We start from the raw sequence: 375 nt of genomic DNA, 5'->3' as shown, positions 1-375 counted from the left end.
AATTTTGATTTACTTAAACGTGCTTATGAAGCAGGAGTGCAAAAAGGACTTCAGCTTAAAGTTGGAAGCGTATTTACAGCAGATATGTTCTACAACGATAATTCTGAATTAGAAAAATGGGCAAAATATCAAATTTTGGCTATTGAGATGGAAACATCAGCTCTTTATACGTTAGCGGCGAAATTTGATCGAAAAGCATTGTCCGTCTTAACGGTTAGCGATCATATTTTAACCGGGGAGGAAACAACTGCTGAAGAAAGACAAACAACCTTCAATGAAATGATCGAAGTGGCTCTTGAAGCCGCGATAAAAGAATAATAAATGAATGGAACTGGTTTAGCTTTTTGAACCGGTTCTTTTTTTTGTCTAGCTCCA

1 protein-coding gene is annotated in these 375 nt (G+C 36.5%); it reads left to right on the top strand.

The window, feature by feature from the left end; all coding sequences use genetic code 11:
- Positions 1-318: phosphorylase family protein (locus tag V7127_RS16510; protein WP_438824017.1), on the top strand; the 318-nt coding region annotated here is incomplete at its 5' end.
- Between the last annotated feature and the right edge of the window lie 57 nt (positions 319-375).

Source organism: Bacillus sp. JJ1773, from assembly GCF_036962035.1.
GTDB lineage: Bacteria > Bacillota > Bacilli > Bacillales > Cytobacillaceae > Cytobacillus.
This window is presented reverse-complemented; position numbering and strand designations above follow the sequence as displayed.